Origin of the sequence: Nocardia sp. NPDC051929 (assembly GCF_044548645.1) — a bacterium.
Taxonomy (GTDB): domain Bacteria; phylum Actinomycetota; class Actinomycetes; order Mycobacteriales; family Mycobacteriaceae; genus Nocardia; species Nocardia sichangensis.
Window position 1 is genome coordinate 34722 of the sequence record NZ_JBIUCG010000006.1, and the last position, 25147, is coordinate 59868.

General features: G+C 66.9%; 27 protein-coding genes. 5 read left to right on the top strand and 22 right to left on the bottom strand.

Features of this window, described 5'->3' with window-relative positions; translation table 11 throughout:
- Nucleotides 1-14: 14 nt before the first annotated feature.
- Nucleotides 15-2240 carry a hypothetical protein gene (locus ACIHAX_RS09180; RefSeq protein ID WP_364437608.1) on the bottom strand — a complete coding sequence of 742 codons (2226 nt, stop codon included), beginning with the start codon at nucleotides 2238-2240 and terminating at the stop codon, nucleotides 15-17.
- Between the two features lie 456 nt (nucleotides 2241-2696).
- Between ACIHAX_RS09180 and ACIHAX_RS09185 the strand changes: the two genes are divergently transcribed.
- Nucleotides 2697-3029 carry a TfoX/Sxy family protein gene (locus tag ACIHAX_RS09185; RefSeq protein WP_355079783.1) on the top strand — a complete coding sequence of 111 codons (333 nt, stop codon included), beginning with the start codon at nucleotides 2697-2699 and terminating at the stop codon, nucleotides 3027-3029.
- 6 nt (nucleotides 3030-3035) lie between these two features.
- Here the strand turns inward: ACIHAX_RS09185 and ACIHAX_RS09190 are convergent, their stop codons facing one another.
- Together ACIHAX_RS09190 and ACIHAX_RS09195 are read right to left on the bottom strand one after the other, a co-directional pair.
- Nucleotides 3036-4739 (bottom strand): metallophosphoesterase, encoded by a 1704-nt coding sequence (locus ACIHAX_RS09190; protein ID WP_355079781.1) that lies wholly within the window; start codon nucleotides 4737-4739, stop codon nucleotides 3036-3038.
- A gap of 226 nt (nucleotides 4740-4965) precedes the next feature.
- Nucleotides 4966-5661 (bottom strand): TetR family transcriptional regulator, encoded by a 696-nt coding sequence (locus tag ACIHAX_RS09195; RefSeq protein WP_355079780.1) that lies wholly within the window; start codon nucleotides 5659-5661, stop codon nucleotides 4966-4968.
- Between the two features lie 100 nt (nucleotides 5662-5761).
- Between ACIHAX_RS09195 and ACIHAX_RS09200 the strand changes: the two genes are divergently transcribed.
- The gene (locus tag ACIHAX_RS09200) at nucleotides 5762-6208 is read left to right on the top strand and encodes a cupin domain-containing protein (RefSeq protein ID WP_355079778.1); all 447 of its coding nucleotides are present in this window, start codon (nucleotides 5762-5764) and stop codon (nucleotides 6206-6208) included.
- A gap of 139 nt (nucleotides 6209-6347) precedes the next feature.
- Here the strand turns inward: ACIHAX_RS09200 and ACIHAX_RS09205 are convergent, their stop codons facing one another.
- From ACIHAX_RS09205 to ACIHAX_RS09225, 5 genes are all read right to left on the bottom strand, one after another.
- Entirely contained in the window at nucleotides 6348-6746 is a 399-nt protein-coding gene (locus tag ACIHAX_RS09205) for a hypothetical protein (RefSeq protein WP_397276739.1), read from the bottom strand.
- A gap of 68 nt (nucleotides 6747-6814) precedes the next feature.
- A complete protein-coding gene (locus tag ACIHAX_RS09210) occupies nucleotides 6815-7432 on the bottom strand; it encodes a DUF1109 domain-containing protein (RefSeq protein WP_397276741.1) in 618 nt (205 codons plus the stop codon).
- A gap of 607 nt (nucleotides 7433-8039) precedes the next feature.
- On the bottom strand, nucleotides 8040-8762 hold the full coding sequence (locus tag ACIHAX_RS09215; RefSeq protein ID WP_397276743.1) for a TVP38/TMEM64 family protein: 723 nt from the start codon (nucleotides 8760-8762) through the stop codon (nucleotides 8040-8042).
- 271 nt (nucleotides 8763-9033) lie between these two features.
- Nucleotides 9034-9243 carry a hypothetical protein gene (locus ACIHAX_RS09220; protein ID WP_195046694.1) on the bottom strand — a complete coding sequence of 70 codons (210 nt, stop codon included), beginning with the start codon at nucleotides 9241-9243 and terminating at the stop codon, nucleotides 9034-9036.
- A complete protein-coding gene (locus ACIHAX_RS09225) occupies nucleotides 9240-9482 on the bottom strand; it encodes a hypothetical protein (RefSeq protein ID WP_397276745.1) in 243 nt (80 codons plus the stop codon). The genes ACIHAX_RS09220 and ACIHAX_RS09225 overlap by 4 nt, the downstream gene beginning before the upstream one ends.
- Before the next feature lie 751 nt (nucleotides 9483-10233).
- Here ACIHAX_RS09225 and ACIHAX_RS09230 point away from each other — a divergent pair.
- Both ACIHAX_RS09230 and ACIHAX_RS09235 read left to right on the top strand, forming a co-directional pair.
- Nucleotides 10234-11118, top strand: coding sequence for a helix-turn-helix domain-containing protein (locus ACIHAX_RS09230; protein WP_397276747.1), 885 nt, complete (start codon nucleotides 10234-10236; stop codon nucleotides 11116-11118).
- Complete coding sequence (locus tag ACIHAX_RS09235) at nucleotides 11108-11290, top strand: DUF397 domain-containing protein (protein ID WP_397276749.1); 183 nt, start codon at nucleotides 11108-11110, stop codon at nucleotides 11288-11290. Before ACIHAX_RS09230 ends, ACIHAX_RS09235 begins: the two co-directional genes overlap by 11 nt.
- A 76-nt stretch (nucleotides 11291-11366) precedes the next feature.
- On the opposite strand, the gene ACIHAX_RS09240 is transcribed toward ACIHAX_RS09235, so the two are convergent.
- Genes ACIHAX_RS09240 through ACIHAX_RS09285 form a run of 10 tightly spaced genes read right to left on the bottom strand, consistent with a single transcriptional unit; the run spans nucleotide 11367 to nucleotide 16751 of the window.
- A complete protein-coding gene (locus ACIHAX_RS09240; protein ID WP_355079762.1) occupies nucleotides 11367-11666 on the bottom strand; it encodes a gas vesicle protein K in 300 nt (99 codons plus the stop codon).
- Complete coding sequence (locus tag ACIHAX_RS09245) at nucleotides 11659-11874, bottom strand: gas vesicle protein (RefSeq protein ID WP_355079760.1); 216 nt, start codon at nucleotides 11872-11874, stop codon at nucleotides 11659-11661. Before ACIHAX_RS09245 ends, ACIHAX_RS09240 begins: the two co-directional genes overlap by 8 nt.
- A complete protein-coding gene (locus ACIHAX_RS09250; protein ID WP_397276751.1) occupies nucleotides 11871-12656 on the bottom strand; it encodes a GvpL/GvpF family gas vesicle protein in 786 nt (261 codons plus the stop codon). Before ACIHAX_RS09250 ends, ACIHAX_RS09245 begins: the two co-directional genes overlap by 4 nt.
- Entirely contained in the window at nucleotides 12653-13036 is a 384-nt protein-coding gene (locus ACIHAX_RS09255; RefSeq protein ID WP_356960757.1) for a gas vesicle protein, read from the bottom strand. The genes ACIHAX_RS09250 and ACIHAX_RS09255 overlap by 4 nt, the downstream gene beginning before the upstream one ends.
- Nucleotides 13033-13356, bottom strand: coding sequence for a gas vesicle protein GvpO (gvpO, locus tag ACIHAX_RS09260; protein ID WP_356960759.1), 324 nt, complete (start codon nucleotides 13354-13356; stop codon nucleotides 13033-13035). The genes ACIHAX_RS09255 and gvpO overlap by 4 nt, the downstream gene beginning before the upstream one ends.
- A gap of 28 nt (nucleotides 13357-13384) precedes the next feature.
- Nucleotides 13385-13618, bottom strand: coding sequence for a gas vesicle protein GvpG (locus ACIHAX_RS09265; RefSeq protein ID WP_356960761.1), 234 nt, complete (start codon nucleotides 13616-13618; stop codon nucleotides 13385-13387).
- A 3-nt stretch (nucleotides 13619-13621) separates the two neighbouring features.
- The gene (locus tag ACIHAX_RS09270; RefSeq protein ID WP_364437570.1) at nucleotides 13622-14380 is read right to left on the bottom strand and encodes a GvpL/GvpF family gas vesicle protein; all 759 of its coding nucleotides are present in this window, start codon (nucleotides 14378-14380) and stop codon (nucleotides 13622-13624) included.
- Complete coding sequence (gene gvpJ, locus ACIHAX_RS09275; RefSeq protein WP_364437567.1) at nucleotides 14380-14790, bottom strand: gas vesicle protein GvpJ; 411 nt, start codon at nucleotides 14788-14790, stop codon at nucleotides 14380-14382. The genes ACIHAX_RS09270 and gvpJ overlap by 1 nt, the downstream gene beginning before the upstream one ends.
- Nucleotides 14787-15983 (bottom strand): SRPBCC family protein, encoded by a 1197-nt coding sequence (locus ACIHAX_RS09280; protein WP_364437564.1) that lies wholly within the window; start codon nucleotides 15981-15983, stop codon nucleotides 14787-14789. Before ACIHAX_RS09280 ends, gvpJ begins: the two co-directional genes overlap by 4 nt.
- A gap of 6 nt (nucleotides 15984-15989) precedes the next feature.
- The gene (locus ACIHAX_RS09285; RefSeq protein WP_397276755.1) at nucleotides 15990-16751 is read right to left on the bottom strand and encodes a hypothetical protein; all 762 of its coding nucleotides are present in this window, start codon (nucleotides 16749-16751) and stop codon (nucleotides 15990-15992) included.
- Nucleotides 16752-17062: 311 nt separating this feature from the next.
- Between ACIHAX_RS09285 and ACIHAX_RS09290 the strand changes: the two genes are divergently transcribed.
- Nucleotides 17063-17518, top strand: a complete 456-nt coding sequence (locus ACIHAX_RS09290) for a VOC family protein (protein WP_397276757.1) — start codon at nucleotides 17063-17065, stop codon at nucleotides 17516-17518.
- Between the two features lie 71 nt (nucleotides 17519-17589).
- Here the strand turns inward: ACIHAX_RS09290 and narI are convergent, their stop codons facing one another.
- The 4 genes from narI to ACIHAX_RS09310 all read right to left on the bottom strand — a co-directional run bounded on the left by narI (nucleotide 17590) and on the right by ACIHAX_RS09310 (nucleotide 24558).
- Nucleotides 17590-18348 (bottom strand): respiratory nitrate reductase subunit gamma, encoded by a 759-nt coding sequence (narI, locus tag ACIHAX_RS09295; RefSeq protein ID WP_355079740.1) that lies wholly within the window; start codon nucleotides 18346-18348, stop codon nucleotides 17590-17592.
- The gene (gene narJ / locus ACIHAX_RS09300) at nucleotides 18345-19025 is read right to left on the bottom strand and encodes a nitrate reductase molybdenum cofactor assembly chaperone (RefSeq protein ID WP_355079738.1); all 681 of its coding nucleotides are present in this window, start codon (nucleotides 19023-19025) and stop codon (nucleotides 18345-18347) included. The genes narI and narJ overlap by 4 nt, the downstream gene beginning before the upstream one ends.
- Nucleotides 19022-20782, bottom strand: a complete 1761-nt coding sequence (gene narH / locus ACIHAX_RS09305; RefSeq protein WP_356962401.1) for a nitrate reductase subunit beta — start codon at nucleotides 20780-20782, stop codon at nucleotides 19022-19024. The genes narJ and narH overlap by 4 nt, the downstream gene beginning before the upstream one ends.
- Before the next feature lie 65 nt (nucleotides 20783-20847).
- Nucleotides 20848-24558 (bottom strand): nitrate reductase subunit alpha, encoded by a 3711-nt coding sequence (locus ACIHAX_RS09310; RefSeq protein ID WP_355079736.1) that lies wholly within the window; start codon nucleotides 24556-24558, stop codon nucleotides 20848-20850.
- Between the last annotated feature and the right edge of the window lie 589 nt (nucleotides 24559-25147).

Consider the following 25147-nt stretch of genomic DNA (forward strand, 5'->3'; position numbering starts at 1 on the left):
TCCAGCCCGGCTCGCTACGGATTCCAGGGGTCGAGGCCACCGTCGGGATCCAGGTGATCGAGGTTGGCGACGCGCCTGGCCGATCGCATCAGGGCTTCGCGGTTGATGTCGTTCGGGTTCGCGTAGTACTCCCTGGCCGCTTCCTGGTGCATGGTCGCGACTCGGTGGCCGATCGCCCAACGGGTGTCACGGCCCGCGCCGTCCCACTCGTCCGGGGTGATCGCCGCGCGCAGCGCCCGGTCCGAATGCCAATTCTGCTCGACCCGCTGCACGAACGCCTGATCGATGTTCGCGTTGGGGGCGGGCGCGTTGCTGTGCCGGACGAAGCTGTCCGCGGCGATCACCGCCTGGGCGGCGAAGGCATCGTGCGCTTCGTGGTCGACGTGGTTGTCCACCGCCCACGCCGCCGCGATCGCCTTCTGCAACGGCGCGAAGCTGTACGGGTTCTGCGATGCCGTCGACTCCTGGACGGAGTATGCCGTCAGCGCATTGGTGACCCGCTCGTGGCTCGCGCCGGAGGAGAGCAGGACAGCATGGATGCGCGAATCGGGAACCTTGTTGTCGCGCAATACTTTCAAGGCCCGCGACACGCCTATTTGGGTGTGTATGCCGCCGACCTGCTCGGCCGCGTCGACCGCCACACCACGCCAGTTGGTGCGGGACAGCTGATGCTCGACGTACCCCGCTTCGCGGCTGGCCAGGATCCTTCTGGTGGAGCGTTCGATCGTCCGTCGGGTGCTGGAGAGCGGATTGAACGGATTGACCCGCCCGCCCGCCAGCCAGGCCGTCACCGGCGAGGAGTTGATGGTGTTGAGCGTGGAGAGTGGGGTCACCCATCCCATACCGGGCGCGGACTTCCCACCGCCGCCGCCGCCCATGCCGAGGGCGGTGCCGCCGCTGCTCCCGGACTTGCTCCCGCTGCCCTGCATCGCGAGCGCGAATCGGTTGGCGATCCAGTCGTTGCCCCGGCTGAAACCGCTGCTGAGGCGTTTGAGCTGGAGGACTGCGACGATCTCGACGGTGCCCGCGATGATGATCACCGCCATGACCTGTCCGCGCGCCTGCGCGAACAGATTGCCCATGAACAAGACGTAGACCCCGAGGAAGATGGTGTACGCCGTCATTCGTGCCGCCGCGACGAAACTGTCGACGACATTGCGCACCAGGAACGTCTGCGTCGGGCCGTATACGAATCCGCCCGCCGCGAAGCCGAATATCGACATGAACCCGTGATAGATCGTGTCCAGCGCGGCCTTGATGACCTTCATGCCGAGGTACATCGCGAAGGCCAGCAGGATGCCGCCGCAGACCAGCAGCATCAGACCCGTGGCGACCTGCCCCATGGAGGGATTCTCGGCCTTCGCGCGCGCGGCGCTGTCTCCACAGGACTTCAGGCCGCTGATCACCCGGGAGTCGTCACCCGCCGCCACCCCCGACGACCACGCCGATCGGCAGGCGGGCCGCTGGTCCACCGTGTGCCCGAAATTCCACACCTGTAGCGGCTTCCGGGCGAAATTGTCGGCCAGGTCGCTCTGCATCGTCGCCACCAACTGGGTCGGATTCGGGTCGGCGTTCCCGTTCAGACCGGCGGCCACCGAGATCCCGAGATCGCGGCCCTGGGCCAGCAACCCGTGCGAGGACAGCACATCCGCGAGAGGCTCGGCGAGGAACAACGGGCCCAGCAGCGCGACGCCCACCATCGTCACCACCTGCATGGTGGCCTTCGCGTGGTAGCCGCGCGCGATGAACCACGCCACGCAGACCGCGCCGATGGTCGCCGCGGTGACCAGCATGATCGGGGTCGCGATCTGACCGGTGAGCGTGTCGGCCACGCCGTGCAACGCCGCACTGAACATGTCCAGCCACCGGAAGCTCAACGCGTAACCGATCAACCAGATCGCCGTCGTCACGATGGCGATGTAGCCGATGAACTCCAAGCCCAGCACGGCCCACAGAATGGTGGCGCGCGGCTTGAACAGGCTCTCGTCGCCGGTCGCGAATCGGTAGTCCGACAGCGGGATGCCCGACGAGTCGTGGATGTTCATCCAGCTGAGCCCGTCGATGCCGGAGGTTCCGGAAGTGCTGCCCGCCGCGTCTTGGGCGACGGCCAGCGCACCGAGGAAGCCCGGGAACACGAAGAGCGCGAAGAGAGTGAGGGTGGTCCAGATCGCCCGCCGCCGCCAAACGCCCGGCCGAGAACCCGGCCACCAGTTCGGCGCACCGGCGAGCAACGCGGTCACGGCTGTGGGAAACTCGCGGGGGACTCCGATCGAATGCCGCTCGGTCGAACTGAGGCGGACAGTGCGTGATCGCACCGCCTGGGGGCAGATGTGCACGAAAGAGTCCTTCGTCCCGTCTCTGGGGGCGCAGTCGACTGCGAATTCCGAAACGGGTTGCACGCGAACGTCAATGGCGTCTCGCCCCCGTCTCACGTCCTGTATTACAGACAGGGACGGAAACATCCGCCTGAACGTCCAATGACATCCAGGCGGCTCGGGAGTGTACGTACGCACCTCGGCCGTCTACTTACAAAGCGCGCCAAATCAACTGGTATACAGACTGTTTCAGCGCAACCAACCGCCTTCGACGCAGGCCACGTCATCGGTGTACGCGATATTCGCCCCGGACGGCGACCAGGGGAGGACACGCGGTCGTCGATCGCCCGACTTGTCGTACACCAGGTGAACAATGCCGTCATGGCATACGACGAGGAGCTGGCCGAGCGAATCCGGGAACTGATCGCACCCGGCCCCGAACTCACCGAGCGGAAGATGTTCGGCGGCCTGGCCTTCTTGATCGGCGGCAATATGGCGGTGGCCGCCAGCAGGCAGGGCGGTCTGCTGGTGCGGGTCGATCCCGACGAGGGCGAGCGGCTCCTCGGTGACACGGTGGAGCCAATGGTCATGGGCGGGCGCGAAATGGTCGGCTGGCTGCGGGTCACCGCCGTCGACGACGACGAAGTACTGCGGGAATGGGTCGAGCGCGGCGTCGCCTACGCCCGGACCCTCCCACCCAAAACGAAGAAGTAGCTCCGCTCAGGCCCTGACCTGCCGCCGGAACAGCACACGGTCGAATTCGCGTCCGTACTCGTCGACCGCGACCACGTCCATCTCGCTGGCGAACACGCCCGGCCGGACGTCGACGCGCAGGAACGAGTAATTCCGGAAGCGGACCCGCGACCACGGCGCGGCTTCGTCCTGCTTACCGCCGCCCGGGGTCCACACGTAACTGTTCGGCACCGAGGTGTCGGCCAGCTCGCTGCCGCGGAAGGTTTCCCGCGACCCGGGCTGGAATTCGTAGCGCGGGCGTCCGCCGCCGCCCACGGTGTAGTAGACGGTGCCGTCGGTCTCCGGGTAGACGATCGAGTTGTCGCCCGCGACCTTCGTCGCCTGCCCGCCACGCAGCGGATCGGTGCGCTCGTAGACGTGATTGTGACCCTGCAATACCAGGTCGACCTGGTAGCGGTCGAAAAGCCCGACCCACGCGTCACGCACACCGCCGTCGCTGGCGTGCGATTCGGTGGTCGAATACGCGCAGTGGTGGAAGAAGCAGACGATGAAATCGATGTCGGGGTCGGCGCGGTGGGCGGCCAGGGTGCGTTCCACCCAACTCGTCTGTGCCCCGCCGGAGTAGCCGCTGTTCGCCCGGATCTCGTAGGAGACGTCGTTGGCGTCCAGCGAGAGCACCGCGACATTGCCGTAGGTGAACGTATACGCCGACGGGCAGCCCGCCGGACCGTTGCCGGGGAAGTCCAGGCGCGCCAGATGCCCGCCGTAGCCGTGGTCGCCGTAGGTCGCCTCCATGTCGTGGTTGCCGGTGGCGAACATCCACGGTGTCTGGGCGGCGCTGGGCTCGATGGCGTTGAAGTAGACGTCCCAGACGTAGGGGTTGTACTTGTCGAAACCGCTCGCCTGCTGCGCTCCGTGCGCCGCGAACTGCCCCGGCTTGCCCGCGCCGGACGGGTCGGCGTAGGCGATGTCGCCTGCGAGGATGTGGAAGTCCGGCCGGGCGGCGGCGATCTGGCGCAGCACGTTGCTCGCGTGCGGCGCGGCCGGATCGTTGTCGGCCTTGTAGTACTTGTCGTCGTAGTCGCCGGGAGCGACGCCCTCCGGCAGCGCGGGTGTTTCGTCGGTGCCCTGATCGCCCATCATGGTGAACCGGAACGGAAGGACCGCGGGGCGTGCGCTGGGCATCGCGGGTGCGGCGGCGCGGATGTCGCCGACGAATCCGTCGGAGGTCCGCCAGCGATAGAAGTGCGGCACCCGTCCGGGCAGGCCGTCCACCGGGGCGTGGACGTAGAACTGTTCGGCCGCGAGCACGCCGCCGTCGGCGGTGGGCAGCTGGGTGAGCAGGTTGCGCACCTCGGCTTGGACCGTCGCGCCCAACGCCGGTGTCGGTCCGTGGTCGAGATACACCGTGGCGCCCGCCGGACGCCGCGAGAGTTGCGCCGCGAAACGCAACTGGCTGGCCGCGTCCGGCCCGAAGGCGACGCGCCGTCCACCCACCGCGAGCTGGGCCTCGTCGGCGTAGGCGCGCCTGCCGAACGGCGTCGTGCCGACGGCGGCCACCGCTGCCGCCGCGGCGGCGCCGCGCAGCACGTTGCGCCGCGACACAGGGCGACGGCGCAGGTAGGCGCGGTGCCATTCGTGCTGCTCGGGCATGGTCATGTGGGCAGCGAGATGGCCGGGAATTCCGGTGTCCGGAATGTCGCCTGCTGGATTCAGCGGTGTGGACGGCATACCGCAGATGCTGTACCGGCACGGCGCACGGAGCAACTCGACATCGCACCGCACGCGGGAATACCTCGTGAACAGACGGTTTCGCCGTTCGGGTTTGTTCCATTTGTCGGGAATGTGTGAAATATGTAATGCCCGAACGTATTTCACCGGCGACCCGCCTGGGTTTCGAGTCGGATGGTCGACGGCCAACGGGCCGTGCTTCTCGGCAGGGTTGCGGCCGACGCGTCTACGCCGACGGCCGATCCGTCGCGTCCGACGACTGTTCTGTATCCGTGGAAGTGCCGGGGGAGAACGGGAAGACCAGCGAAGCGCTCCACGGGAACCCCGGCGCACCCGGCCGCGTGGACCCGGCGGCGGCCGCCAGCGGTTCGTTGTTGCCGGTCAGCCTGCGGACTGTGCGCTCCATCGCGGGCAGGATCTCGGCGATATCGAGATCGGCGTTCGCGAAACGGCCGATCAGCGCGTAGATCATGTTGGTCAGCACGAGCGCGATGTCGGCGGTGTAGTCGGGATCGACATCGGCCAGCAGGGCGCTCGCGGCGGGCAGCACGGCGTCGAAGCCTTGCGCGTCGAGTCGTCGGCCGCCGGGGCCGGACCGCGCGCGATAGTAGGCCTCGAGCATCCGGGGATTCCGTTCCCACGGCTCGAACACGTAACGCATCAACCGCACCAGGCCGTCGGCCAGCGTCTCGTCCTCGACGGACGGGGCAGGGGCGGCGTAGGTGTTGGTCGCCATCCATTGCTCGACGGCGGCGAGCATCAGATCGTCGCGGGTGGGGTACCGCTTGTAGACCGTGGCCAGCGAGACGTGCGCGTTGCGGGCGACCGCACGCAGTTGGACCGCGTCGTAGCCGTGCGATTCGAGCATCGACACGACGGCGTCGAGGATCTTCGCCGTCGAATCTTCGTCTGTCCGGGCCACGTACGTACGGTAATCCAGGATCCGAGCGCGGGTGCTCGTCACCGCGGCGGCATTGAGCGAACGCGTGTTCCGATACCGCCGCCGTGGCTAAGCTGCCAGGATGACGCTCTTTCTCCGCGTCGCCGCAGTGCCGGTTGCGCTCGCCGGCGCGCTGGTGAGCGCGGCGCCCGCCGAGGCAACGCCCGGTAGCGACATCACCGCCGTCACCCTCGGCCAGGCGCAGATTCCCGCCGGGCTGGTGCCGTTCGTCGCGGGCACCGATCTGGTCGTTCGCGAGATCACCATCGGCCCCGGCGGCTCCACCGGTTGGCACTACCATCTCGGTCCGGTCTTCGGTTTCGTCCGCTCGGGCACGCTCACCCACCCCGGACCCGACTGCGACGCTCCGGTCTTCCGGACCGGCGAGTTCATCTACGAGCCCGCGGGTGAATGGAACGTGCACATCGGCCGGAACCTCGGCGCGGAGCCGCTCGTCCTCGACGTCGTCTACGCCCCGCCCACGGGCGAACCGCTGTTCGTCGACGCACCCGCCCCGGCCTGCGCGTAGGACCGTTCGGTCGCATGGGCGGTGGTTGCCGAGCCCGATGGCGTCCGGATGTCGGCGGTCGCGGTCGGGCGATCCGGCGGCGCGGTCACCGTAACGGTATCGGCATCATGCAGGAATTCGACCGGTGTCGGTCCTAGGGTCACCGACCGGCGGCACCGGCCGGTGCCCCGAGTAGCCAGCGCCAACGTGGCAGTTCGGTGATTGCCGTGACGGCCGTCAACGTGGTGACGACGACGGCCGCCCAGGCCGGCCAGATGGCCCAGGACGCGAGTACGGCGGCGGCGAGTTGGAGGACGACGAGACCGATGGTGACTATGCCGGGGACCGGGATGAGGACCTGTCTTTTGTCGCCAGGGGTGGCGAAGAGGGTCGGCAGCCCGATGAGCAGGACCAATGTCGCGACCGCGAGCGCGACCGAGTGATCGGCCAGTGCCCATGGGGTGGCGATCCAGGCAATCAGTTCGGTGGTGAACCGCAGAATCGAGGCAATACGTCCCTGGCCGGTGAGGTTCGGCGAGGTGATGGGCCGAGTGGACATGACGGACAGCGTGTCATACCAGCTGGTCTGGAACGCTCGATGCTCCCAGTGGTGAGCAGACGGCGGCGTCAGCTACGCCACACAGCAGTGAACTCATACCACGGGCCACCGAGGTGAGTTGCGGTGAAGTCGTCGAATCCAACCGGTGTGCCATGAGGTGAGTATGCCCACCCACTGCTCACCGTGAGCCCGAGCCCGCCACCCTCGATGAAGTAGACGGTTCCGTCCGGGTCCTTCCTTACATAGCTGATGTCGAACCGGCCGATTTCGAAATGGGAGCGTGAAGATTCCGAACTCGCCTGTAGGTCAAGGGCCACCTGCTCGAACTGCGGACGGGTGTCTTCGAACGACGGGCGGGGCAGGAGCGCAACTGTGCCTGCAACAGTGAGAATCATCGCGGGGTTAGCCGCGATCCACCATGACCATGTCCGGTCCCTACCTACGACATGCAGCGTTCGGACCGCCCATACCGCACCGCAGATGAGGAGCACCAGTACGGCCGCAGCGCCGGACAACAGCGGATCAACCCAGGCGAAGGAGCCGTAGCGCGACGGCCACCAGTCGTAGTAGACGCACACCAACACAACGACTGGAAGGAAGGTGAATGCCAGGTGAATCGGCCCCGGAGCCCTGTTCGGCTTATCCTGGTCGATCAATGCCCGGACAAGTGGCTCCCGGTTGCTCACCGGACCAAAAGTACCGCGCCGCGGAGGTCTCGAACACCAGCACAGGGACGATCGGAGACTCTCGAACGTGCCCTAGTTGTGGCTCGAGATCGGGATCGGCGGCTGTGTGCCGACGGTATTCCGGGCTCGGCGCGACCGGAGCCAACAGGCGAGGACAGCGATCACCACCGCGAGATAGACCGCCGGCGGAACACCGCAGACGACAGCCCGGCACCACTGCGGCATTCGTTCCACTGCGGCGTTCATGGCCGGGACGTAACTCGGTGCGCCGGTGAGGTCGAGTCGTTCGATCTCGGCGAAAACGACGGTGGTGAACCAGTCCTGTCACGACCAACCCGAGCAGTTCCTGGCGCAGTCGGTGGGCCGCCCACGCGGCGGCGAAACCGATTGCCGCCGTGATCGATACGCACAGCAGCCATATCCAGGTCGACCGCTTCGCAGTAGCACGTGCTTCGAGTCGTCGGGGTCGCGTATCCGGAAGCGGCGCTTGCCGTCTCGCGTCAGCGATTGGGGCAGGCGGTGATGGACGTAACGCGGTGTCCGAGCCGGGTTCGACCAGTACGGCCACATCTAGATCGCACAGTCGGCGCAGGTAGATCTACTTGTCCTAGTCCCCGCAGCGATCCGGCGCAGCTTCTGGCTCGCGGTTCGCGCCGCTACGCCAGCTGCGGTATCCGCGGTGCGCGGCGAAAGTTCCGATGATCGCGGTGGCGCACCAGACCGCGATGGCGGTGTAGGCGAGCGGGGCCGACAGGTCGCCGATCGATGCGCCGAGAGCGGTGTAGACGAATGCCCGTGGAGCCGAGCCGATGAACGCGCCCACGGCCATCTGCCACAGCGGGACTCCGAACGCGCCGAATACGTACGACGCCAGTGCATCCGAGATGCCAGGGACGAAGCGCTGGCCGACGACGGCCCACAAGCCGCGCCGCTCGATCTGGGCGTCGATGCGCTCGGCACGCTGCGCGCCGAGCAACCCGCGCGCGCTTTCGCGGCCTGCCCGCCGCCCGAGGAAACTGGTGATGGTCGCCGTGCCCACCGCCGAACCCAGCGTCACGAACGTCCCGACCAGCGGCCCGAACAGCAGGCCGCTCCCGGCGGCCAGCATCGGGCCGGGCACGAAGATCGCGCCGAGCACCGCCGAGGCCACCAGATAGGCGAACGGGGCCGCGGGTCCGGTCGCGGCGATCGCGTCGCGCACGCGTTCGACGTCGATCACTCCCGCGACGGCGACCAGATAGAACATCCCGAACAGGAACACGACGAACAGCGCCAGCCGCGCGATGTGCCGCCGCCGTCCGGTGCGAAAGAAGCCGTCGTTGTCCGTCATGCTGACCGCAATCCTGCCTCGAGCTGGCCGGACGTTCATGTCGAGGGTGCACAGTGCCCGCCGCCGGAGCACGGGACACAATCACGAAGCGGGGCTCTACGGTTTGAGCTATCGGCGGTGGCCGACCGGTGTGTGAATCCCGAATCTCCGCGCTTCTGTGGAAACCCGGTCGCGAACCGGCGGGGTCTGTACCCGGCTCCCTGTGCCTTGTCAGGTGCGCACCGTTCAGCTGTTGGGCGTGCGACTGGTGATCGAAGGAGCCGCCGTCGATTCAGGGTTCTAGGTACAGGCGCTCGTTCGGTAGGCGGCGTAGGCCGCTGGTGTCGGTGATCGCTACGGTTACCGCATCGGTGTAGCGGCGGGTCTGGTGTTCCTGGACGAACAGCAGGGCGGCGGTGAGGCAGGCGACGAAGTCGAAACGCATGCCGTGCAGGAATATCGACAGGCGGACGTCGGGTTCATCGGGCCGTGGGGATGTCACGGCCGCTCCGGTTCGCGGTTGCGGAAGTAGCGGAAGTCGTCACGGCTCACGATCACGGCGGTGACGAAGGTCGAGCAGGTGAGGTAGTCGCAGTCGCGATGCAGGTCTAGGGCTCGAAGTGCGTTCTTGCGGCTGGATACCGGCCAGTGTGGGTTGTCGTGGGCGAATCGGGTCCGCAGTGAATGCGGTCGGCCGTTGGCGTCGTTAGGGAAGAGCCACACGAGACCGTCATCGGGCACGGGACACCACCCGGAATCCCCGTTGGCGGTTCGGCATCTGATCCGCCCACGCTCGAATGGCCTCCAGCACAACGCGCCCCGACGGCCGATATGGTCCGCGCGGCGGCACTATCCACTGGCGGATCGCGCCGGAAGAGGCGGTGGGCGAGGGGAGTGCGATCGTCGCTCCGGACCGGGCCACGCTCACGTCCAGCCGGAACAACTCCGCAAACAGCCGGTCGTCGTCCGGGAGGTCCGCCCCGACGAGGAACGTCCAGCGGTCCGAACGTGGATGTGCGACAACGGGTCCGAGGAATTCACCCCGGCTCTGCATATGGGCTTTCGTTGCTTGCCCCAAACGCGTGGGCATCGTCACCCCGCACACGTACCCGGCACGCAGGATGATCCGCCCCAACTCGGGCGGGTCGATCACAGCGGGTAGATCGCACTCGCGCCGGTAGTAGTAGCACCTGGATCGCGGTGTGTCCCCGAACGATTGCATCGCTATCTGCGCTCCCCTCAGATCTGTTGCTGGAAGTTGCGACTCTGTCCCGGCCAAACCGCTATGCGGACGGCGGAAGGAACGTCGGAGCGCTTCGAACTACGTCCGACCAGGCGCTCACCCAAGGGAACCGCTGTCCATCCGTTCTCTGCAAGTGCTCCATGGGTTTTCATAGAGAGTTTTCGCAAACCGCCAGACAGTTTGTCGTGAGTGCCCGAGACTTTTCTCATCACAGGAATCAGTCACGGGCGCAATGGAAAGAGAGGAAGCGTGTCCGACGACATCGAGACGACACTGCCCAGACGTCAGCTCGGCCGGTACTTGCGGGAGGCTCGGCAGGCGGCGAATCTAACGCTCGAACAGGTCGGGCCGATGATGCAGTGGTCGACAAGCAAGCTTCAGCGTGTTGAGAAGGGGCAGTCGCCGAAGGTTCGGGAACTTGATGTCGAGGCCCTATGCCGCATCTACGATGTTGCCCCGGACCTGACGGCTGCCCTCAAAGGGCTGGCGCAGCAGGCGACGGCCAAGTCGTGGTGGCACGCGTTCGACGACTTGATCGAAGGAAATTTCAATCTGTATGTCGGCCTCGAGTCCAGTGCGCACCAACTGGCCTTATACAGGCCTGACATCGTGCCCGGCATCCTTCAGACTCCGGACTATGCGCGCGTGCTCGATCGCGCGTACTTCCCGGACGAGCCGGTAGAAGATCTCGAACGACGAGCGCAGTTGCGACTCAAGCGGCAAGCCCTGATTCACCGCAAGACCCAACCTGCCAGCGCCACAGTCATCCTGAACGAGGCGGCCATTCGTTACGTTGTGGGCGGCCCCAAGGTCATGGGAGGTCAAGCACGGCATCTCGCAAATATGCCGCCTAACGTGGCAATCCGTATCCAACCGTTCTCATCGGGCTTCCCTCTCGGTATCGCTCCCGGGCCTTTCGTCATCCTGGACTTCGGTCTCGACACCAAAGGGCGCGAAGCTGCTCCCAGCGTGGTCTACGTGGAGTCCTATGCGGGTGACATGTACCTCGAACGTGCAAAAGATGTCGGGAGGTATCGTCAGGCGTACAACGTCATCCAGCAGTCCGCCCTGGATGTGCCGACGAGTAAGAGCCTGCTACGACAGGTGGCGAGGGAGTACGACAGTGAACGCTGACTTGTCCGGGGCGAAGTGGTTCAAGAGCAGCCGCAGCGGTGGGGGCAAGGAATGCGTAGAGGTCGCCCATCTGGCAGGCGGCATGGTCGGCGTCCGAGACTCCAAGAACCCGACCGGCCCAGCGTTGGTGTTCACACCCGCCGCCTGGGACGCCTTCACCGCTGGCATCTGACACTTCAAGATCAACGGCACATGGCTGTGGCGTTTGCCGAGAAGAACTCTCGCTCATGTGCCGTTGATCTTGATGTTCAGGGTGGGTCGCGGGGGAGGAGGGTGCCGAGGGGGCCCAGGTCGATGTTGAGGTCTTCGGGGGTGAGGCCGAAGTGGTCGCGGAGTTCTTCCATGCGTTGCTCGAGGAGCATGAGGGTGGTGCCGATGCGTTCTATCTGGGTGTCGGTGAGGTCACCCGCGTCTACGCGGCGGAGTGCTTGGCGTTCCATGAGCTGGCGGAGGAGCTCGACCAAAGTGAGGACGAGGCTGACCAGGCCGCGCTCGACGGATTCCGGGTCGGTGTCGATACGCGGTGGGATGCCGCCGAATTCAGTCATCGCCGGGTGCCTCCAGCGCGTGCAGCGGTCCGGAGAGGGTGCTGATCGAGGAGATCAGCGCCCGCAGCGAGATCTGGACCAGGTCGACGTCCGCGATGGCGAGCTTGATGTCGCCGGAGATCACCACGCCGCCGGCCAGCACCCGATCCAGCAGATCAACCAACGAGACCCGGCGCTCGTCGTCGACCTCGCGTGTGGCGCGGCTCATGCCGGTTCTCGTTCCACGCCCGCGAACGAATACGGCGGCCACGGGCCGGTGAGTTCGAGGCGGATGCCAGGGAATTGGTCGCCGAGCGCTGTGACGATGGTGGCGAAGTCGTCGGTGCGGTCGTCGTCCACGAGGTAGGTCCCGTTGAGCACCAACCAATCACGACGGCCACTCAGTGCCGGGTCGGTCAGCGCCTGACGTCGCCCCGCCGCCGCGTGCTGGAGCAGGCGGCTGTGGATCTCCTCGGCGCGCTGGGCCGCGTCGCGTTCGATGGTTTCCTGCGCGGACAGTTGCGCCCGGCGCCGGGCCAGATACGCGGCTCCCGCGCCCTTGCCTTCGCTCGCGGTGCGGGACTCGGCCACGGCGGCGGTCAGGGCGGCGCGGTCGCCGTAGGCCTTCACGCCCCACTCGGTGCGGCCGCTCACCAGCTCCAGCGCAGCGGCGAAATCCGCTCGCCGCTCGGTCAGCAGGTCGCGCACCCGGTTGTCGTCGAGGAAGACGGTGGCCAGCCGCAGCGGGACGGTCGGGCCTCGTCGCACCAGGGTCGATACGACCGCGTCGTGCGCACGGGCCGTCCCTTCCAGCCAATCGAGGTCCTCCAGATGCGCCCGCAGCGGCTGCTCCCCGAACACCTCGAGCGGCACCGAGCCGACGATCGCCGTCAACCCGTCCACGACCACCGTTCGCACCGGCTCGCCCGCGACTCCGGTCAGCTCGCCCAGCTCCTCGCCGCCGCAGCCGGGCGTCACCGCGTACAGCCAGACCCCGAGGCCCTCCGTCACGACCGCTCTTCCCTCGGTTGGCGGCGACGCTCGATGCGTTGCGGTTGTTCCTTCGCGCTCTCCAGTTCCGCGATCCGGTCGCGGAGCTTCTGATTCTCGAGTTCGAGATCGTGATCCTGCCGCTCCAGCGTGCGGGCCTTGCTGTTGAGCCACGGATCGGTCTCCCACCAATCGATGCCCACCGACTTGGCGGTCTCCAAGGACGCGATCACCAGCCGCAGCTTGATCGTGAGCAGCTCGATGTCGAGCAGGTTCACCTGGATGTCGCCAGCGATCACCAGGCCCTTGTCGAGCACTCGCTCGAGTATGTCGGCGAGGTTCGTCGACGAATGTCCGCTGTACGGCTGCGGTGCGGACGATCCGCCGGGCACCACCGTCATGACCGAGCCCTTCCGATGTCGGTGCTGCCGCGCCCGTAGCGCCTTGTTCTGCGGTAGGCCAGGAGGTTCCCGTCGAGATCGATCTCGACCTCGTAGAGCGCGAGGATGTCCGCCGACGACGGGATCCGGCGGTCCTCGAGCACCTCGATCTCCACCTGCCAGCCGTCCTCCGTCGGTTCCATCGAGGTGACGCCCTGCACCTCTTTCGACGTCAGTTCGACGAGGTTTTCCACCGCCATGGCGGCGGCCTGCGCCGGGGTGCTGGGAGGTGGTTCGTCGGCGGCCGGGTCGACGTCCTCGGAAGTTGTCTTGCGGGCCACGCGCATCACTCCTTCCGGTCGACCGCGGTCACGCCCGACGGCCGGTCATGCGATCCAGGACCGCCTGCTGCGCTTGTTTGCGTTCCTCCTCGGACAGCTGACCAGCTGCCGCGGCCGCATCGATCTCCTCGAGTTCCCGCCGCATGACGGCGGGATCTCGCATCTTCTGGTCCACCTGGTCCTGGATCAGTTCGCCCAGCCAGATCACGCCGCGGACCGGGGCGACGGGCAACGTCAGGATTGATGTGAGCACACCGAACATGCCTTACCCCTCGGGTGCGCGCTTCATGACGAAGTCGTAGGCCGCCATCGGACCGAGCAGGTTCAACTCCACTCGGCCGTCCCAGTCCTCGCCGAGCCGGCGCAGCGTCTCCTCCAGGTCTTTCTGCCGGTCCAGTTCGACCAGAACCGCGATGTGGACGGCCTCCTCCTCATGGGTGGGGTCGCGCTGGTTGACGAGTGGTTCGAACTGCTCCAGCTCGGCGACCACTTTGCGCGTGTCCTCGGCCCGCTTGGACTCGATGGCCTGATTGATCATCTCGCCGAGCGCGATTCGCTCGTTACGGGTGGCGTCCTCCGGTTTGTCACGGATCTCCCCGGCCAGCCGGGCGGCCTCGGCGTTCTCGTCGAGCAGCTCCCGGAGGATGGTGTTCTCGACGTAACGGCCGCGGACCACGAACTGCGCACGGCCCTCGAGTTGCTCCAGCGCGGAGCGGAATTCGTCTTCGTTCGCTCCGAGTAGTTCGTTCTCCACCGCCTCGGTGTCGGTCATGACCGCGCCGAAGCGCAGCGGCAGCACCGGAGCGACGGCGGCCGATCCGTCCAGCAGTTCGGCGTGCGCGGTGAGGTCGTCGGGCGTGCCCAGCGGCCGATCCGACTCGAGCATGCTGACCAGCGCGGCGATCTCGCCGTGCCGTATCACCGATACCTCACCCGGTGGGTCGCCCACGCCGCTGGCGTGCGGCTCGGGTTCCACGTCGGCGGGCACGATGCCGTAGACGTAGACAGATGTCGCGGTAGTCATCAGCCCTCCTTACGTTTGGGCCTGTTCGCCGTCTGGCGCTTGTCCTGCACGTCGCCGAGGAAGTCCATGACCTTCTCGCCCGCAGCTTCCAGCGCCCCCTGCGTCTTGTGCTTCGCCGCGCCTTGGGTGACGTCGCCGACGATGTCGGTGAGCCCCTTCGGTTCGCTGGTGGAAATCTCCAGCCGGTTGACGGCTTCGGCGAAACGTAGATAGGTGTCCACACTGGCCACCACGACGCGGGCGTCGATGGTCACCAGTTCGATGCCGACCAGCGACACGCGTGCGAATGCGTCGATGACCAGGCCTTTATCCAGAATCGTGTCGATCACGTCAGCCAGGCTGGATGAGTTCGGGCGTGCCATCGTGCCCGCTCCGCCACCGCCTCCGCCTCCCGCGGGTTCGATCGTCATGCGTTTGCTCCTCGCTTCTCGCGCGACGGGCGGGTCGCCGTGCTACGGCGGCGGGCGGCCGGTCGACGGCGAGGACGCCGATCTTCGTCTTGCTCGTCCTCGTCTCGCTCGTCCGTCTCTTGCTCGTCGGCCTTGTCTTCTTCTTCCTCGTCCGGCTCCTCGTCCGGTTCTTGTTCCGCTTCCTGGCCTTCTTCGGACTTCTCCTCTTCTTCCTCGCGGCGAGCGGTCTCGTCGTCTTTGACGACCTCGCTGTCACGGATCTCGCCGTGCCAGCCGACGACGTCGTCGGGATGCAACACGGCCTCGGTCATCACGTGCCGCTCGAAGTGCTTGAGCTCCAGGCGGCAGCGGCGACCCGCTGCCCGCCACATGTTGGCGGTCTTCTCGAAGAATCCCTTGGGGTGGTACTCCAGCACCACGAGGATGCGGGTGTAACCCGGTACGAGTTCGTGGAAGGTGACCGCGCCGTCGATGTATCCCTTGTGGCCTTTGGAGCGCCAGATGATCCGCTCGAACGGCACCTGCTCGAGAATCGTCGATTCCCAGGTGCGCCGAGACCAGAACACCTTGCCGGTCCAGCTGAGTTTTTCGTCGGCCACCTGCTCGACTTGCTCGAGCTTCTTGGTGTACTTCGGGAAATCCGCGAACTGGGTCCACTGGTCGTAGGCCAGGTGGATCGGGACGCCGACGTCGATGTGCTCGACGATGTTCGTCAGCTTGATCTTCTTGCTGCCGCCCTTGCCCTTGCCACCGGTGAGCGATTCCTTCACGTTCTCGAACTGCTCGCGCAGTGAGTGACCGAGCTTGGTTTTGCCCATGCTCATGGCCGTGCTCAACGGCGAAGAGCCACCGGCGAGCTTCTGCACGCCGGTCAGCGCCGCCAGCAGGTTCCCCCCGCCGCCGCCCTCGGCGTACTCGTTCAATCGGCCCGCGGTCTTCGACACCTGGTTCGTGAGTCCGGTCACCGCGCGTTCGGTCAGCGCTCCGGTGAGGTTCTGCAACGACTGCTGCAAAATGCCGGTCGGCGTGGGCGGCGGCGCGTTCTTCTTGGCGGAAGATCCGGCCTTCTTGGCGGAGGCTCCCGCCTTCTTCGCGGATGATCCCGCCCCGGTCGCGGCTTTGGCAGCCCGGCCCGCCGTATCGGCGGCTACCTTGCCGACTCCTTCCGTCGCGTCACGCAAAATCTTCGCCATCGCCGGTCACCTCCTCGTGCGGCGCACGGGGGCCTGGCCGGCCTCGGCGCGAGTACGGCGGCGGCCGGAAGTCCCGGACGGCTTACGATCCGCGGAGTCGGACGAACGGTCGGCGGTCCGCGAGCTCGCTCCGCGCTTGGCGGTGGTGCTCGACCGGCGAGTGCGCGTCCGCGCGGCAGGCCGCTCGGTGTCGTCCTCTTCCTCGCCCCGCTCGGATTCGTCCTCGTCCTCGGGCTCTTGTTCTTCCTCTTCGTGCTCGTCCTCGGGCGTTCGATCTTCGTCCTCGTCCTGGTCCTCGTACTCGTCCTCGGGCTCTTGCTCCTGGTCCTCGTACTCGTCCTCGGGCTCTTGCTCCTGGTCCTCGTACTCGCCCTCTTGCTCTTCGTCCTCGTACTCGTCCTCAGGCTGTTGCTCTTGCTCTTCGTCCTCCTCATCCGCCTCCTGTGAGCCGCGTTGTTCTTCGCCCGCCAGGAGCGTCGTCCCCTGCTGTAACCGGTTGCTGAGCGCGTCCATGCGGTTGCTCGCCGCGGTGACCGCGGCCGAACGCACCGCGCCGAGCAACTCGTCGCGCACGGTGTCGGTGATCTTGGTCAGCTCCGGCGTCGATTTGAGCAGCTCCGTGCCGCGCTCGAGCAGTTCGGCGGGTGTTCCCGCGGATCGTCTCGCCATCGCGGCTCCCGCCAGCGTCATCGCGAAGCGCATTTTCTTCGTGCGGCCGAGCAGGTACCCGAGGCCCACCCCTAACGCGATTCTTGCTCCACCTTTCATTGCTCACTCCTTGCTCGTCTCCGCCGCCACGGCTTTGCTGAGCCGGGGCGGCGAGACTTTGACGTCCCCAGAAGTGGGATAGACCACATGGCAGCGGCCAAACTTCAGCGTATGCCTGGTTACCCGATGGGTCGATGGGTTCTGCCTGCGGAAAGCTGGGAACTCGCAGGCTGGCGAACCTGTTTCAGCGATCACTCGGCGGTAGAGGTCGAAAAAAAAATTTCGAGAAGCTTCGCGAACTGTGTCGAAGGCGAGCGAGCGGCTCCGACCAGTGGGTGACAGCAAGTCACGCCACAACACAGGAGCACATCATGTCCGTCAACACGTTCCTCTGGTTCGACAACGCCGCCGAGGAAGCCGCCGCCCTGTACGCCGCGGTGATCCCGAACTCGCGCGTGGTCGAGGTCTCCCGCCACTCCGACGGCTCGGCGTTCATCGTCTCGCTGGACCTGGACGGTCAGGCGGTCACGCTGATGAACGGCGGACCGGACCACCCGCACACCGATGCCGCATCGCTGCAAGTGGTCGTGGACACCCAGGACGAGGTCGACCGCCTGTGGGACGCGCTCACCGCGGACGGCGGCGAGCCCGGCCCGTGCGGCTGGCTGAAGGACCGCTACGGCCTGTCCTGGCAGGTGGTGCCCTCGGCGCTGCCGAAATTGATGAGCGGTGACGATCCCGCGAAGACCATCGCCGTCGGCACCGCCTTGCGGTCGATGTCCAAGCTCGATGTCGAGGCTCTCCAGAACGCCTACGACAACGCCTGATCAGGCGCCGGGAACGCCGAAGACCCCGCCGGGACGCCGTTGTCCGGGCGGGGTCTCGCGCGACGGCGTCGTCAGCGCCAGCGTTCGGGGGTCACGGGCGCGTCCCACGCGCGGGCGTAGCGGCGCTTGTCGGGGGCGTCGTATTCCTTGCTGCGGTAGACCACGTACGGCCGCACCAGGTAGCCGACCGGCGCACTGAACATGTGCACGAGCCGGGTGTAGGGCCACAGCCCGATCAGGGCGAGCACGACCAGCCCGTGCAATTGGAAGGTCCACGGGGTGTCCACCATGAGCTCGGGTTGCGGGGTGAGCGTGAACAGGCTGCGGAACCAGGGCGAGACAGTCTCGCGATAGTTGTAGGTGCCCCACAGCAGGTTGCTGCCCCAGGTGTTGAGCAGGCCGGTGACCAGTGCGGCGGTCAGCAGCCCGTACATCAGCTTGTCGTTGCCCGTGGTCGCCTTGCGGACGGCGGGAACGGTGAATCGCCGGTAGAGCAGGATGCCGACACCGGCCAGCACGGCCAGCCCGGCCAGCGACCCCGCCGCGACGGCGACCACGTGATACACGTGCTCGGAGATCCCGACCGCCGAGGTCCACGACTCCGGGATGAGCACGCCGAGCACGTGCCCGCCGAACACCCCGAGCATGCCGAAGTGGAACAGCGGACTGCCCAGCCGCAGCAGGCGGCTCTCGTAGATCTGCGAGGAACGGGTGGTCCAGCCGAACTGGTCGTTGCGGTAGCGCCACAGGTGCCCGAGCACGAAGGAGGTGAACGCGACGTACGGCAGGATCAGCCACAGCGCGACCGGCAGATGCGGGGATGCGTTCATCGTCGGCCTTCCGATCCGTCGAACAGGGAGGGGTCCATCGCGAAGGGCTCCAGCCCGACTTCCTCCTCGGGCGGGCCCTGGGCGGCGAGTTCGGCGATGCGCCTGCGGTCGGCGGTGGTGGGCGGCGGCAGCGTCGCCCCGATCGCCGCGAGCACTCCCGCGTAGGGGGAGTTGTTGTCCGACAGCGAAAGTCGCAGCAGCTCCAGCACCGGAACGTGCTCGCCGAGCAGCCGTTCGCCGCCGATCGGGTCGACGGTGGCGGCGAACTCCAGCAGCACCGGCAGATGGTCGGGCAGTTCCTCGTCCCCGAGTTCGACACCCGCGTGCCGGTAGGCGTGCTTGAAACGCAGCAACGCCATTCCGCGCTTGCGCGTGTCGCCGTAGGCGTAGAAGGTCAGGTGCAGGCTGGCGCGGCGGCGCATGTCGAAGGTCGCGACGTAGGCGGCCGCGAGTTCCAGCGGCGGGGTGGTCCGCAGGTAGTCGAGGCATCCGCTCAGGTGTGTGCGCACCTCGTCGGGTAGATCGGCTGCGGCGCTGGTCAATTGGTCGATCATGGCCAGTGTTTGCTCGGTGGGGTAGTCCAGCAGCAATGCGGCGATTCGCCACACCAGCTGGCGGTCGCGCTGGGCGAGTTCGACCACCGCTTCCGGGCGGCGGCGCAACTTCAGCAGGCTCATCGCCCCGCTCCGCTCGGCGCGGAGGCCGGATCACCCGCGACGCTGCCCGAGCCGTCGCCGTTGCCCGCGCCGTGCCCGTTGCCTGCGAGCCCGTCGCCTGCGCCGTTCGCGTGGCCGTTACCCGAGTGCCCGTTGCTCGTGCCGTCGGCGTGCCCGTTGCCGTTCGCGGCGCCATTGCTCGGCACCAGGCCCTCGGTGCTCTTGCCATCCCAGTTCAGCAGGTTGATCCGGGACGACTTCTGCTCCGGCGCGGCGTCGTTGGCGTCGGTGAGATGGAACTTCTCCACCATCTGATCGAACGCCGTCATGCCCGGACCGCCGTCGGTGTCCAGGCTGCACCCGGTGGCGAGCGAATCCAGTTCGTGCGCACGGGCTCCCGCGCCGCTCGGGATGACATAGCGGTGCTCGTACTTGGCGATGGCCAGCAGCCGGTACATCGCCTCGATCTCCTCGGGCTCCAGCCGCACCGACGGCGCGATCGAGGGATCGGGCTCCTCACCGAGGTTCACCGACCGCATGAACGAGCGCATCGCCGCGAGGCGCTGCAACGAAGCGCGCACCGGCCCGACCTCGCCCGCGGTGAACAGCTCGGCCAGGTACTCCACCGGAATGCGCAGCGCGTCGATCGCGCCGAACAGGTTGGACACGTTCTCGCCGTCGTGGCCGGTCTCGCTGAGCACGTCGACCACGGGCGACAGCGGCGGCACGTACCAGACCATCGGCATGGTGCGGTACTCCGGATGCAGCGGCAGCGCGATCTGATAGTCCACGATCAGCTTGTAGACCGGCGAATCCTGGGCGGCCTGAATCCATTCCGGCGAGATCCCGGCCCGCTCCGCCTCCGCGATCACCCGCGGGTCATGGGGATTGAGGAACACCCCGAGCTGCGACGGGTAGAGATCCTTGTCGTCGGTTACCGACGCGGCCTCGAGCACCGCGTCGGCGTCGTAGAGCATGACGCCGATGTAGCGCAGCCGCCCGACGCAGGTCTCCGAGCACACCGTCGGAATACCGACCTCCACGCGCGGGTAGCAGAAGGTGCACTTCTCCGCCTTGCCCGTCTTGTGGTTGAAGTAGATCTTCTTGTACGGGCAGCCCGACACGCACTGCCGCCAGCCGCGGCACTTGTCCTGATCCACCAGCACGATGCCGTCCTCCGCGCGCTTGTAGATCGCGCCGGAGGGGCAGGACGCCGCGCAGGAGGGGTTCAGGCAGTGCTCGCAGATGCGCGGCAGGTAGAACATGAAGGTCTCTTCGAACTCCAGTTTCACCTGCTCCGACAGCTTCGCCAGCAGCGGGTCCTTGCCGACCTGCTCGGGGCCGGAGCCGAGGTCGTCGTCCCAGTTGGCGCCCCAGGTGACCTGCGTGTCCTGGCCGGTGATCAGTGATTTGGGCCGCGCGACCGGCGTCGTGTCGACCGGCGGGGAGGACAGCAGGTTGTCGTAGTCGTAGCTCCACGGCTCGTAGTAGTCCTCGACCGTGGGCAGATCCGGGTTGGCGAAGATGTTCAGCAGCCGCTTCAGCCGGGAGCCGGACTTCAGGGTGAGCTTGCCGCGCTTGTTCAGCGTCCAGCCGCCCTTCCACTTCTCCTGATCCTGGTACTGCCTCGGATAGCCTTGCCCGGGGCGGGTTTCCACGTTGTTGAACCAGACGTACTCGGTGCCGCCGCGGTTGGTCCACGCCTGCTTGCAGGTGACCGAGCAGGTGTGGCAGCCGATGCATTTGTCCAGGTTCATCACCATGGCCAGCTGTGCCATGACGCGCATGTCAGTACCGCTTTCTCGCGTCGGTGGATGGTGCCCGCGTGCCGCACTCGCCCATGTCAGTACTCCACTTCCTGCGAGCGCCTGCGAATCGTGGTCACCTCGTCGCGTTGATTTCCGGTGGGGCCGTGGTAGTTCAGCGCGAAGGACTGCTGCGCGTAGCCGCCGATGAGATGCGAGGGCTTGATCATGATGCGGGTGAGCGCGTTGTGGATGCCGCCGCGCTTGCCCCGGCCCTTGGTGTCCTCGCCGATGCCCTCGATACGCGGCACGTCCACCGCGCGGTCCTGGGCGTGGTACATGAACACCGTGCCCTCCGGCATCCGGTGGCTGACGATGGCGCGAGCCACCACGATGCCGTTGCGGTTGATCGCCTCGATCCAGTCGTTGTCGGCCACGCCGATCTTCGCCGCGTCGCGATCGGACATCCAAATCGTCTGACCGCCGCGCGAGAGCGTGAGCATGTGCAGGTTGTCCTGGTAGGCGGAGTGGATCGACCATTTCGAGTGCGGCGTCAGGTAACGCACCGTGACGCCCCGCTCGCCGACCTCGCCGATCGAGGGCTCGCGGAACAGCGCGGTCATGTCCAGCGGCGGACGGAAGATCGGCAGCTGCTCGCCGAGCTCGATCATCCAGTCGTGATCGAGGTAGAAGTGCTGCCGCCCGGTGAGCGTGTGCCAGGGCTTGAGCCGCTCGGTGTTGATGGTGAACGGCGAGTACCGGCGTCCGCCGGTCTCGCTGCCCGACCACTCCGGCGAGGTGATCACCGGCACCGGGCGCGCCTGGGTGTCGGCGAAGGTGATCCGCTTGCCCTCGTGCTCGGCGGCCAGGTCGGCCAGTTTCGTTCCGGTGCGGCGTTCCAGCGCGTGGAAGCCCTCCACCGCGAGCCTGCCGTTGGTGGTGCCCGACAGCGCGAGGATCGCCTCGGCCGCGTGCGTGTCCTTGGCCAGCGACGGGCGGCCCTGCGCGACACCGGACACGACCGTGCCGTTCACCCCGGCCAGGTACTCCACCTCCTGGTCGGGATAGGTGGTGACGCCCTTGGTGGTGACGCCGAGCGTGTCGACCAGCGGCCCGAGCGCGGCCATCTTCTCCGCGATCTTCGGGTAATCGCGTTCGACCACGACCAGCTTCGGCATGGTCTTGCCCGGAATCGGCTCGCACTCACCGGCTTTCCAGTCCAGCACGCGGCCGCCCGCCTGCGCCGTCGCGTCCGGCGAGTCGTGCTGCAACGGAACGGCGACGATGTCCTTGCGCTTGCCCAAGTGCTTCTCGGCCATCCAGGAGAAGCCGCGCGCGATCCGGTGGAAGGCGTCGAAGTCGGTCTTGGCCTCCCAGGGCGGCGAGATGGCCGGGGAGAACGCGTGCACGAACGGGTGCATGTCGGTGGAGGACAGGTCGTGCTTCTCGTACCAGGTGGCGGCGGGCAGCACGATGTCGGAGAACAGCGTGGTGCTGGTCATCCGGAAGTCCAGCGACAGCAGCAGGTCCAGCTTGCCGGTGGCGGCGGTCTCCCGCCAGTTCAGCTCCTGCGGCCGCACGCCGGTGGCTTCGGCGCCCTGCAGGTTGGAGTCGGCGCCGAGCAGGTGGCGCTGGAAGTACTCGTTGCCCTTGCCGGAGGAACCGAGCAGGTTCGCCCGCCACACGGTCAGGCAGCGTGGGAAGTTCTCCGGCGCGTCCGGGTCCTCGCAGGCGAATTTCAGGTCGCCGGACTTCAACCCGTCCACCACGTGCTCCGGCGCGGTCTTGCCCGCGGCCTCGGCCTCGTCGACCAGGTCGAGCGGGTTGCGGTCGAAGGTGGGGTAGCTCGGCATCCAGCCCAGCCGGCTGGCCAGCGCGATGTTGTCGGCGGCCGTGCGCCCGGCGAACTTGCCCGTGCCGAGCGGAGAGGCGAACGACTCGGCGGTGAACGGGTCGTAGCGCCACTGGTCGTTGGTCAGGTACCAGAACACGGTGCCCTGCATCTGCCGCGGCGGGCGCTGCCAGTCCAGGCCGAAGGCCAGGGTGGACCAGCCGGTGACCGGGCGGCACTTCTCCTGCCCGACGTAATGCGCCCAGCCGCCGCCGTTCACGCCTTGGCAGCCGGTCAGCAGGGTAAGGGTGAAGAACGCGCGGTAGATCTGATCGGAGTGGAACCAATGGTTGGTGCCCGCGCCCATCAGGATCATCGAGCGGCCGCCGGACCGGTCGGCGTTGTCGGCGAACTCCCGCGCGATGCGCTGGGCCTGCACGGCGGGCACGCCGGTGATGGCTTCCTGCCAGGCCGGGGTGTAGGGCTCGGTCGCGTCGTCGTAGCCGCTCGGCCACGTGCCGGGCAGTCCGTCGCGGCCGACGCCGTACTGGGCGAGCAGCAGATCGAAGACCGTGGTGACACGTTTGCCCGCGACGGTCGTGGTCGGCACGCCGCGCACGAGCACGCCGGGAACGTCGCTGTCGAAGCGGGGAATCTGTACAGCCGCAGCATCGTCGGTGCGGCCGTACAGACTCAGAAGGGGATCGACGTCCCCGAGATCGAGGTTCCAGCGGCCGGTTCCCGCTTCGCCGAACCGATGACCGAGCGACCCGTTCGGCACCACCGGCTGCGCCTGCGCGTCCAGCAGCACCGTCTGGAACTCGACGCCCTCGCCGGTGCGGCCCAGGTCCGCGGCGGTGAGGAACTTGCCGGGCAGGTAGGCCCCGTCGCGCTCGTCCAGCGTGATCAGGTACGGCAGATCGGTGTAGCGCTTGATGTAGTCGAGGAATCGCGGCGTCGACTTCTCGACGAAGAACTCCTTCAGCACCACGTGGCCCATCGCCATGGCCAGCGCGGCATCGGTGCCGGGACGCGCGGGCACCCACTCGTCGGCGAACTTGGTGTTGTCGGCGTAGTCGGGGGAGACCACGACCACCTTCTGGCCCCGGTAGCGGGCCTCGGTCATGTAGTGCGCGTCCGGCGTCCGGGTGACCGGCACGTTCGAGCCCCACATGATGAGATAGCCCGCGTCGAACCAGTCCGCGGACTCCGGCACGTCGGTCTGGTCGCCGAACACCTGCGGCGATGCCACCGGCAAGTCGGCGTACCAGTCGTAGAACGACAGCATGGAGCCGCCGAGCAGCGAGATGAAGCGGGCGCCGACGGCGTGGCTGACCATCGACATGGCGGGGATCGGCGAGAACCCAGCCACCCGGTCCGGGCCGTACTGCTTGATCGTGTAAACGTGTGCGGCAGCGGCGATTTCGGCCGCCTCCCACCACTCGGCGCGGACGAATCCGCCCTTGCCCCTCGCGGCCTTGTAGCTGCGCGCCTTCTCGGGGTCTTCGACGATCTCGCCCCAGGCCAGCACCGGATCCTTGAGCCGGGACTTGGCTTCCCGGTACAGCTCCAGCAACGTGCCGCGCACGTACGGGTAGCGCACCCGGGCGGGCGAATAGGTGTACCAGGAGAACGACGCGCCGCGCGGGCAGCCGCGCGGCTCGTACTCCGGCTTGTCCGAGCCCACGGAGGGGTAGTCGGTCTGCTGTGACTCCCAGGTGATCACACCGTCTTTGACGTAGATCTTCCACGAACAGGACCCGGTGCAGTTCACGCCGTGCGTGGAGCGCACCACCTTGTCGTGCGACCAGCGATCCCGGTAGAACTCGTCGGCGCTGCGACCGCCGACCTTGTGCAGCGTCCGCTGATCGGACGATATCTCGCCCCGGTGGAAATATTTCCCCAGCCGCAGGAGCGCGTCCCCGGCGTCGGTGGCCGGGGCGGAGGGTGTATGACCCTGGGTACGCGAATTAACCACGACGTCCCCTTCGAGCTGTGCGATCGGGTTGATGTTCCGACTGTAAAGAGGCGCGCACGGCTGACCAAACGTCTTTCTCACAGCCCATTCGGAAGGGTGGTGAGTTGTGAGACCGGCGCAACCTCACGGTCACGGTAGCGCGGTGCTATCGGGCGGCATCCGCTGGGCCGACCAGGGGCAAACGGCTCTGAACTGGACAAAATCGGATCCGAGGAGTCCGCCCGCACGCATGTCGGTGATGCTTTGGAAACGGCGGGTTCTCCAGTGCTTTACATTTGTTAACACATTGGATCGATCTTCAGTGGGGCATTTTTCCAGTGTTCCGGCGAGTTTCGCTCGCGGCTCGGTGGCAACGTATTGTAAGCGTAATCACAATTCGCTGTGAATTCGCTCGACGTCGATCAATTGCACTGTGCTCCAGGCTCCGCCCGATCCGCCGTCGCCTCGATCGGGTCCGGGTGGCGTCGCCAGTCTGGCTACCACCCGCCGGGTGACACTGTCGCTCATGACAACCGGCGGTGGACGACGGATCGGCCGTGCGGTGGTGGAACGGCTGCCGACTCGCGGTAACGCCGTCCTCTCGCAACAC